The sequence below is a fragment of the Priestia sp. TSO9 genome (genome assembly GCF_021029645.1).
Taxonomy (GTDB): Bacteria; Bacillota; Bacilli; order Bacillales; family Bacillaceae_H; genus Priestia; species Priestia megaterium_E.
Genome location: NZ_JAJEKD010000020.1, coordinates 1 through 9,130, shown reverse-complemented (window position 1 = coordinate 9,130; position 9,130 = coordinate 1). Strand labels below are relative to the sequence as shown.

Annotated in this window: 10 protein-coding genes; 9 read left to right on the top strand and 1 reads right to left on the bottom strand. The window is 34.6% G+C overall.

The window, feature by feature from the left end:
- Positions 1 to 517 precede the first annotated feature (517 nt).
- The 3 genes from LJC66_RS27145 (at position 518) to LJC66_RS27135 (ending at position 2,445) form a co-directional block, all read left to right on the top strand.
- Complete coding sequence (locus tag LJC66_RS27145) at positions 518 to 949, top strand: helix-turn-helix domain-containing protein (RefSeq protein ID WP_374199273.1); 432 nt, start codon at positions 518 to 520, stop codon at positions 947 to 949.
- Positions 950 to 1,122: 173 nt separating this feature from the next.
- Complete coding sequence (locus LJC66_RS27140) at positions 1,123 to 1,632, top strand: HTH domain-containing protein (RefSeq protein ID WP_230933900.1); 510 nt, start codon at positions 1,123 to 1,125, stop codon at positions 1,630 to 1,632.
- A gap of 234 nt (positions 1,633 to 1,866) precedes the next feature.
- Complete coding sequence (locus LJC66_RS27135) at positions 1,867 to 2,445, top strand: MarR family transcriptional regulator (protein ID WP_223269071.1); 579 nt, start codon at positions 1,867 to 1,869, stop codon at positions 2,443 to 2,445.
- Between the two features lie 298 nt (positions 2,446 to 2,743).
- Here LJC66_RS27135 and LJC66_RS27130 read toward each other — a convergent pair whose 3' ends face one another.
- Positions 2,744 to 2,917, bottom strand: coding sequence for a hypothetical protein (locus LJC66_RS27130; protein ID WP_165803268.1), 174 nt, complete (start codon positions 2,915 to 2,917; stop codon positions 2,744 to 2,746).
- 169 nt (positions 2,918 to 3,086) lie between these two features.
- Here LJC66_RS27130 and LJC66_RS27125 point away from each other — a divergent pair, with 169 nt between their 5' ends.
- From LJC66_RS27125 to mobV, 6 genes are all read left to right on the top strand, one after another.
- Entirely contained in the window at positions 3,087 to 3,701 is a 615-nt protein-coding gene (locus LJC66_RS27125; RefSeq protein ID WP_230933899.1) for a hypothetical protein, read from the top strand.
- A 470-nt stretch (positions 3,702 to 4,171) separates the two neighbouring features.
- Entirely contained in the window at positions 4,172 to 4,711 is a 540-nt protein-coding gene (locus LJC66_RS27120) for a DUF3967 domain-containing protein (protein ID WP_098433854.1), read from the top strand.
- 179 nt (positions 4,712 to 4,890) lie between these two features.
- Entirely contained in the window at positions 4,891 to 5,307 is a 417-nt protein-coding gene (gene arr, locus LJC66_RS27115) for an NAD(+)--rifampin ADP-ribosyltransferase (protein WP_025753635.1), read from the top strand.
- A gap of 782 nt (positions 5,308 to 6,089) precedes the next feature.
- Positions 6,090 to 7,085 carry a DUF3231 family protein gene (locus tag LJC66_RS27110; protein WP_230933898.1) on the top strand — a complete coding sequence of 332 codons (996 nt, stop codon included), beginning with the start codon at positions 6,090 to 6,092 and terminating at the stop codon, positions 7,083 to 7,085.
- Positions 7,086 to 7,155: 70 nt separating this feature from the next.
- Positions 7,156 to 7,644: a hypothetical protein gene (locus tag LJC66_RS27105; protein ID WP_230933897.1), complete on the top strand. Its 489-nt coding sequence runs from the start codon at positions 7,156 to 7,158 to the stop codon at positions 7,642 to 7,644.
- Between the two features lie 546 nt (positions 7,645 to 8,190).
- On the top strand, positions 8,191 to 9,130 hold a 940-nt coding region (gene mobV, locus LJC66_RS27100; protein ID WP_230933896.1), incomplete at its 3' end, for a MobV family relaxase.

The following is a 9,130-nucleotide window of genomic DNA, read 5'->3' as shown; positions in this document are numbered from 1 at the left end:
TTGATTTGATCAATAGAATGCCTATTCTATCAACGATGTATAAAAAGCTGCATACTTTGTAAGAGGTGGCTGTTTTAAATCCCTTGCAGCGCAAGGGATTCTTTTTGTCGTGTGTTCCGGAAAGAGGTATTATGTAAACTAATTTTGTATGGAGTATACATAGTTTTAAATCCTTTATTTGCGATAATATAAAGTGTTAAAGTTGTATATATGGAATAAAGTGGATGGTGAATACGAATTAAAAGGAGATGAAGATTTGAAAAATAGAACGTTGTTAAATGTAATAGGGATATTTATAATTTTGATCTCTAGTGTTCTTTTTATAAATATGTTACATAGTTCAGGAGCCAGCCTTGTACTAATTGTTTTAATTATTGTTCTTGGATTGCTGTTTTTTAAATTTAACTTACTTTAAAGTCATTTCCGATAATGTTGATTATGTTAACCAATGGTTTACGGCTTAGTACTAAGCGTTTGTGGAGGTTTTTACATATTTGTTATAAAGTGGGCGTAAGAGGTGGTTAAGTTGAACTTAGGAGAACAATTGCAAAGATTAAGGGAAGAAAAAAATCTTTCTAGGGAAGAATTGGCCCAAGCCATGAATGTGTCTAGACAAGCTGTATATAAGTGGGAGAATAATAAAGGGTATCCCGATATTGAAAATCTTATTAAGCTAAGTGATCTATATAATGTGACGTTAGATGAACTAATTAAAGGTGATCGTTCTTTTCAGAAAAAGATAGTAATAGATCAAAAAAAGAATAAAATTGAGGATTTATCAGATCCTGGTTTTGTAATTGGAATCATCCTTGTATTTGTAGGATTATTTTTAGATTTAGGTGCATTTTCAGCTGGTGTTACAATACTAGGATTCTTAACGATGTTTTTTTATGATGATTTAAAGAAAACATTTTGGACTATAAAAAAGGATTTTAAAGAAGAAAGGTAGCTTTTTCTACTGATAAATAAAATTAGGTTGTAAGTGGAGTCCTACAAGACTTCTCCTGTAGTTTGCTCAAAGATTAAAATAGCTATACACCCTTGAAAAATTATAGCAGGAAATATTACTTTGCATTTGAATACTAGTACTATACTTTTAAAACAGAAGTGGAGGCTAGTAGTATGCTGGTAAAAAAGATGTTAAATGGAATTATGATGAAAGAAATCACTATTAAAGAATTAGCTGATCAATATAATGTGAGCACTCGTACTATTCAATCAAAGATTAAAAAATTAGGCTATGAATGGGATAGTAAGGAAAGTATTTATCGCTATGTTGGAGAAGAATCAGAACCTTTAGATGTTGATTTTAGTACTCTTATCTCCAAAAACAGTAAAATGCCAGCAAAACAAAAGCTAGCCAATAGCGAAGTAGCAGCTAGTATTAGCTATTTAAATGAAAGTGAAAGCACTAGTGCTAGTTCTTCAAAAGCTAGTACAAATGAGAGCAAAGTAGATGCAATTGATCTTTTACTGCAAAGTCCAAAAGATCGTTCTAAAAGAGTATACCGAGGTTTTTATTTTGATGACGATGTGTTAAGTATTATTGATCGTGTTCCTAAGAGTTATAAATCTGAATTGGTAAATGAAGCGTTAAGAAAAGTATTTAAAGAAAAAGGATTAATAGACTAAAGAACTCACCGACATTATAGGTGAGTTTTCTTGTTCATTTTACAAATAGGGTTTGCAAAAATGTAGGATTTGGTAGAAAATTAGACATAAGAAAAAGCCCTCAAGTTTTCCAGGACTAGGAGGACTTCTTCTAAAACTATTACAGAAGGAATTAACCTTCAACTACATAACTTTATAAATGTATTCTAACACAATAAGGTTAGTTCCTTCCACAAAAAAATGGAGGAATTAAAGTTGGAAAAAGCATTAGAAGCAGCTGAAAGAAAAGCTAGATTAAGAGATATTGAAAATTCACAGGTTTTATCACAAGAGGAATTAGATTTAGCAAATCAACTGCAAGCTAAAGCAAATGCAGGTAAAATGAAGTTAGTCCCTGAAAAAAAAATTAAAAACAAAGCAAAATTTGCTCAAATTATTCAGCCTAACTGGGGTTACTTGTTTGAAATTGATTATTTGAAAACTGAAGAGTATAAGTTTTTAAATAGAGTTATCCCTTATATAGGTTTTCGTTCAAATTGTTTAGTAGATGATATCAATAAGAAATCTCCAGTTCCTTTGAGTCAAAGTGATTTAGCTCAAAAACTAGGTTCTAGTAAACCTACTGTAAGTAGACTTGTTAAGCAGTTGATAGATAAAGGTATTATGTCCAAGGCAGAGAGTGGAAAAGATGATGTAAATGCTAGGATGTATGCACTTTATATAAATCCTCATATTATTTATTGTGGAGATCGTGACAATATCAACGAAACTTTACAAACTATGTTTAGAAAAACTCCTAGAGCACTTAAAAAATTACCTGAACGATTATTTTAATTTTTCCGTAGTTATCGAAATCGATAACTACGGATTTTTTATTTTCTTGTTTTTCATAGTTATCGATTTCGATAACTAAAGTTATCGAAATCGATAACTATGAAAAATCTCAAAACCATTGGTATTACTGGATTTTTAGTCTTTTTTTAGTGTTGTCCTTCTCACTCTCTTATTAAATAGCAATTCGCTGATAGAATTGCAAGGGTCTTTTTATATTATTTTTTATAAAAACATATAAAAAAAAGACGGATATTTATCCGTCTTTTTATATGTTAATTTGGGTTTATTTTAATAATTATTAACTGTAGGGCTTTATAATTAAAAGTATAATAAAAAATAGAACAGCAAATATTAACCCTTGTAACAAATAATTATTATTTTTGCCATTTTCTTTTTTAGAAGTAAATAGCTTCATTAGAAATGGAAAGATAATACCTCCGATGATTGCTGCAACTAGTGTTTTTAATAACATAAAGTCTCTCCTTTCGAAGAAGTGTTTCAATAATTTTTCCTTTTTTACCATAACAATTCTAACATCTAATCCCAAAAAAATGTAGTGTTTACAGATAAATGGTAAATTGTTATCATGTAGTTTGCATGCTAAATTATTGTGCACGAATAAAGAAAGGGGAAATTTTTTTATGAAGAAAGTTGTACAGTTAGTAGCAGCGTTAACTTTATTGCTGTCTATTTCTGTAGGTGGAAGTGTTGCTAATGCTTCTACAAGTAGTAAATTTGAACGTGTTACATGGGAAAAACTTGAATCTAAATTAGAAAAAGAAAATTTTGATTTAAAATCTATCAGCGAAGAAGATATTAATCTAGCTCTTGAAGCAGTAGATGGTAAATCTGATATAGTCTTTAAAAGAGACAAAGATGGTTTTGGCACTTTAGATACTCAAACTATTGAAACAGAGTTTGATAAAAAAACAGCTATCATCCTTGAAATAGGATTAGCAAATATCAATTATGATATAGAAAAAGGTATTACTGAGATTAATGAAGACAATCAAATCGTAAAAGGACCTAACTATGATAAATATGTAGATGAGGATAAAGAAAATACAACTTCACAAATGACTACTATGTCTTTATCTAGTTGTAAAGCTAAAAGTGCTCTTAAGGCTATGGTTGGTGGAGCAGCTACAGGTGCTGTAGGTGGAGCAATCGCTGGCGGTGGAGCAGGTGCAATTCCTGGAGGCGCTGGAGGATTTGTTACAGGTGGTGTCGGTTACTACGCGACTTGTTGGTGGTAATTACTTAATAAATTACAAAAGAGAACCTAGAGATCTGGGTTCTTTTTTTGTGTTGTAATAATGATTTTTCATTACTACAGAATTTTTTACTGTTTTAAAAGTTATAGCTATTTGAAATACAAGGTTCGAGTAGTATTTTTTAAGAAAATCACTTAAAAAATCTCCACTCTTTTCTCCTTGTATTTCAAATTTCGGCAGGATTGGTTTTATCGCCAAGCCGAACATACCCAAAACGAAGTTAAAGATGCTCGGCTTACAACGGCCATTATACCTGCCGAACCGCCAGAGCAACTGTCCGAAATTCTACTCTTTTTCATGATCTATCTACACTATTTTTTAAGCCAGCCTCACACCCCAAAACGAAGGCGGCCACGTGATTCTAAAATATAAGTCTAAATCATCTTTTAAAAGGAACTTTTCTTTTATATATCGAATGACATATCATAGGACATAGCAGGAGGTTGGGTGATATGTCAGGTGACACAAGAAAGCAGCAAAAGGTTTATACAGCAAGGGATGTCGCTATGCTTTTAGCGATACAGAGTTCTACTGTTCGTAAGTATTCTCAGCTGCTTGAAAAAGCAGGGTATCATATCCATAAAAACGAGTTAGGCCACAGAGGTTTCTTTGATAAAGATATAATGGTTTTGCGTAAGATTAGAGAGTTAATAAAGCACCCTGATATGTCACTGGATCAGGCTATAAACGCAGTAATATCAACTGTTGATGAAGTCGATGTGTCAGACCGTGACACAGAGGAATCAGTGACATATCAGGGGACACAGCAGTATGAGCAATTACTAAAACAATTTGAAGATTTTAAAGAAGAACAAATGAAATTCAACCAAGAATTATTGAAGCAGATCCAACAAAGAGATGAGTATATTTCAAAGAAATTAGAGAATAGAGATCGTGAACTTTTAGATGCTGTTAAGGGAATTCAAGAAACGCAAAAACTTATTGCTGCCAGTGAAGAAAAGAAAAAGAAGTGGTGGGAATTTTGGAAATAAAAAAAGGGCTGCTAATTAATTAGCAGCCCTTTTTTTATTTAGGTGGTTTGTTTCCGATCACATCTTAATCTCTACTTTAATTATAACCCTATTTAAAAATTATTTATAGACTGTTTTTTCACTCATGTCCAGCCTTATACTGTTATACGCAAGTCAAAAAGTGTAAAGGGTGTGGCTATATGAATGACAAGAAAAATGTCTTAGATCCTGGTCCGTTTTTTCATGGTACTAAAGCAGAACTAAAGATTGGAGATCTGCTTGAGCCGTTGTATTTATCTAATTATCAGGATAAAAAATCTAACCATATCTATTTTACTGGAACATTAAACGCTGCTAAATGGGGTGCTGAGTTAGCAAGATCTAATTCAAAAGAGAGAATTTACGTTGTAGAACCCTTAGGCGATTTTGAAAATGATCCAAATTTAACTGACAAAAAGTTCCCTGGAAACCCAACACGTTCTTATAGATCTAAATCTCCGTTGAAAATAGTGGCTGAATTAAGTTCATGGGAAAGACACTCTGATGAAGAAATAAATCATATGCTTACAGCTTTAAAAAAGTTAAGTGAAGAAGGAAAAAATATAATATACGATTGATGGCGAATTAAGGATTTAACTAAAATATAAGTTTCTATATGATGAACAGCATGTACTATGTTTTTCAAAAGATATAAAAAAGCTTTATTAAAAAATGGCACCTTTAAGGTGTCTTCTTTTATGTAGCATGGTATATCGCATATGATATGTACTTCTTAAGCTTATTACGGTGGCCGTTGTCGGCTTCTTTAGAAAATAATCATAATCTAGTGTGGTTTTTCAAGACACTTTTTTATAGATACATTTGATTACGTTAGTAATCATGTGGCTATAAAGAAGTTTTTTCTCTTATTCTCCTGTTTTGATTTATTTTTAGGCGGCCACAGGAATTGAGATTTTAAAAATACTGTCATGGATATGCGAATATACATGTAGCATACATACAATGAAGGCCGCCTTATAGGATGATACATAATGGGCGGCCTTTGTTGTGACTATGACTCAAAGGAGGAAACTTTATTAGTAAAAATAAAAGTTTTCTATTGGTGGCCGTCGTAATCAATATTGCTATATGGATTTTCGTTCAGGAACAAATGACAAATGCCAAAGTGGAACAGCCCATTCTATCTATTGATCAACCTACTATGTGTAAATGAATAATGTTTATTTTAAAAGCAAAAGGATATCCTTTTGCTTTATTTATTATGGAGGCCAAGCTGTTTTGACTTCTTTCTAAGTCAGCATATTGGGTGCGAAGCGACAGGCGACACGCTGCTTTTCATAAATAGATGCTTCCCGGACAAACTAAGCTATATGGTTTAGTTGTTACGGAGGTAAGAAATATGAACAAGCAAAACGATAATAGATTGACCTCTTCGGAAGTCACAAGTCTGTGGGTTCAATATATTAGAGAGACTATGGCCATTTGTATTAGCAAATACGTAGTTAAAACAACAAAGGATCAAGAAGTTGCTTCTCTATTCAATTATTGTATGGATCTATCTACTCAACATTTAAAATTCGTAAAGAAAATTTTAAAACAAGAAAAAGTCCCTTTACCTACTGGATTTACTGATAAAGACGTAAATCCTAAAGCCCAATCGTTATTTACTGATACATTTTGGTTGCATTACATACATGATATGACTACCCATGGCCTCTCTGGCCATACGCTATCTTTTAGTGGAGCAGTCAGAAGAGATATTAGAGACTTTTACTTTCAGTGTACAAATGACGCTATGAACGTCTATAACCAATCTGTTGATATTCTGACGGCCAAAGGGCTTTATGAAAAAGACCCATACTTTTTTGTATCTAAGCAAAGTGAATTAATCGATAGCGTAGAATATGCAATGGATATTATAGGAAAAACGAGGCCGTTGAACTCTATGGAAGCCGGGAATATCTACGGTAACTTAAGAAAAAGCATTGTAGCCAAAGGCTTACTTCTTGGTTTCCAACAAGTAGCTACTGACAAACCAGTCAGAAGCTTCATGGAAAAGGGGCTAAAAGTGCTAAACAAGCATATTGATATCTTTTCATCGATTTTACATGGAGAAAACCTACATACACCAAGCTTGTTAGATAAAGAAGTTACTAATTCTAAGACGTTACCTTTTTCTAATCGTTTACTACTATTTCATGCTGGTTTTATGTTTAACTTAGGAATGACCTATTATTCAAATGCTATGGCAACAAGTATGAGACTAGATATAATAGGTCGCTGCGAAGAGGCCATCTTGGGGGATATAAAAATTTCTACTATGTGGGGAAATCTTATGATTCAAAAAGGTTGGTTGGAAAAGCCGCCTCAAGCTAACGACCGAACAGAATTATAACTAACCATTGATATTTTTTATACTCTAAGGAGACATTAAATATGATTTATTTAATAGGAGGTTCCCTAGAGTGACAAAACACCCAAGAATTTGGTTATGGAGTATTATGCTTGTACCTTGGCTTAGTGTACCTTTTCTAGGCAAAAAATCAATTAGGCGATTTTTTGCAGCTAGTTTGTTTATAACGTTAATGATTCGATTAGAAAGTTACATCGCTGAAAAAAGAAAGTGGTGGTGGTTCTATGAGCGTTTGTTTCCAAAAGCTCGAGGCGAAACACCACTTTTATGGGGCCAGTATTTAATTGGATCCATGTGGATTTTAAAATACACGTATGGTCATTTCTTTAAGTATCTAGTTGTTAATTTTTTCACGGATTTGTTTTTTATCTTTCCATTTTCAGACTTTCTGAAAAAGTTAGGAGTCTTTTCTTATGTGAGATTAAGCAGGCCTCAAGTGATGATTATATTTTCTGTAAAGTCGTTACTTTTATACGGATTTCAACTTGTTAAAGAAAACATCAGCTTTGCTAACGGTATTAGACTTAAAGGAAAGAATTAAGTATGTTGGTATGTCACTGTATCAAGCTATAAATGCAGTGACAGCAATGATTAACACAAGGGATATGTCAGACCGTGACATGCAAAAATCAGCGACATATCATGTGATACAGCTATGGTAACGTAAGTGGAGTATATGCGGCCATTGTCAATGGTAAGCGGACCGTAGGGAGCATTAAGGAATTGACAATGTCACTATACCAAGACCCTCTTGGCACTCAAACAAACGCGTTTGTTTGACGCCAACCGGCGAGGGAGCCCCCTCAAAAAGTGAGGGGGTTGGGGGAGTTTTTTAGATGGGGTTAAGGGGAAGAGTTCCCCTTACAGGTGGTGGACGGCGTCCACGGTCTTGATGAAAAAGGGCATCCGTTGAGGATGTCCTTTTTCATTTTGGCGGAGCCAAACACAGGGAGGAACACCGACCGCCACCTCGTAGAGCGCGCTCCCAATTTGATCGAAGATGAAAAATTGGTGTAGTGCGTTACACCAAATATAAAGTTGTGGTATGATAGACCCAAGTATAGTGGTCGAAACGGGGGATTGAGGGATGGCCAAATATGGGATTATCCGCATGCAAAAGTTCCACAAAGACGCAATATTGGGGATCCAGAAACACAACCAACGAGAAGGCGAGAACAGTAAAAATAAAGACATCGATTCAACCAGAACGATGCTCAACTATGACTTGGTGAACGAGGACAAAATTAAGTATCATGAAGAAATTAAGAAGATGACGGCCACCCGTGTGAAACGAAAAATTCGGAATGATGCGGTCCTGGTGGCAGAGTTCTTTGTGTCGGCCAGTCCGGAGTATATGCATGCGATGTCGCCAGACGAGCAGCGTAAATATTTTGAAGCATCACTGGATCATATTTCTGGTAAGTATGGCCAGCAGAACATGTTATATGCCGTGGTACATAACGATGAAGCTACGCCACATATGCACGTGGGGTTTGTTCCGATCACAGATGATCGGCGCTTGGCGGCGAAAGAGTACTTTCATGGCAAAACGAAAATTCGTAGAATCCAAGATGATTTTCACAACTACATGAACAAACGTGGCTATGATATTGAGCGTGGCGAGCCAAGCGAGCTGCAGCATAAAAGTGTTCATGAGTTTAAGAGAGAAGAACGTGAAAAAGAGCTAAAGCAGTTGGATCAACAAGTGGCTTACATGAAAAAAAAGATTCGACAGATGGATAGTTTTGTTGAAATGAAAACAGCACCACCCGTTGAGATACGCAGTGAGAGACGTATTGAAGAGTTAAGTAGCCAACCTCTTGAAGTCGAGGCGGCCAAGACTGTCATGGGTTCCAAAGTAAAAGTGGAAGAAGCAGATTTTTATGAGCTTATGAACCTAACAAAAGAGCTGCAGCAAACATTGGCGGCCGAGCATGAGCGCACGCATGCATTGAGTCACGAGGTGGATCGCTATGAGAAAGAGAATAAAGCATTAAAGCATGATTTAAGTGAAACAAAGCAAGAAT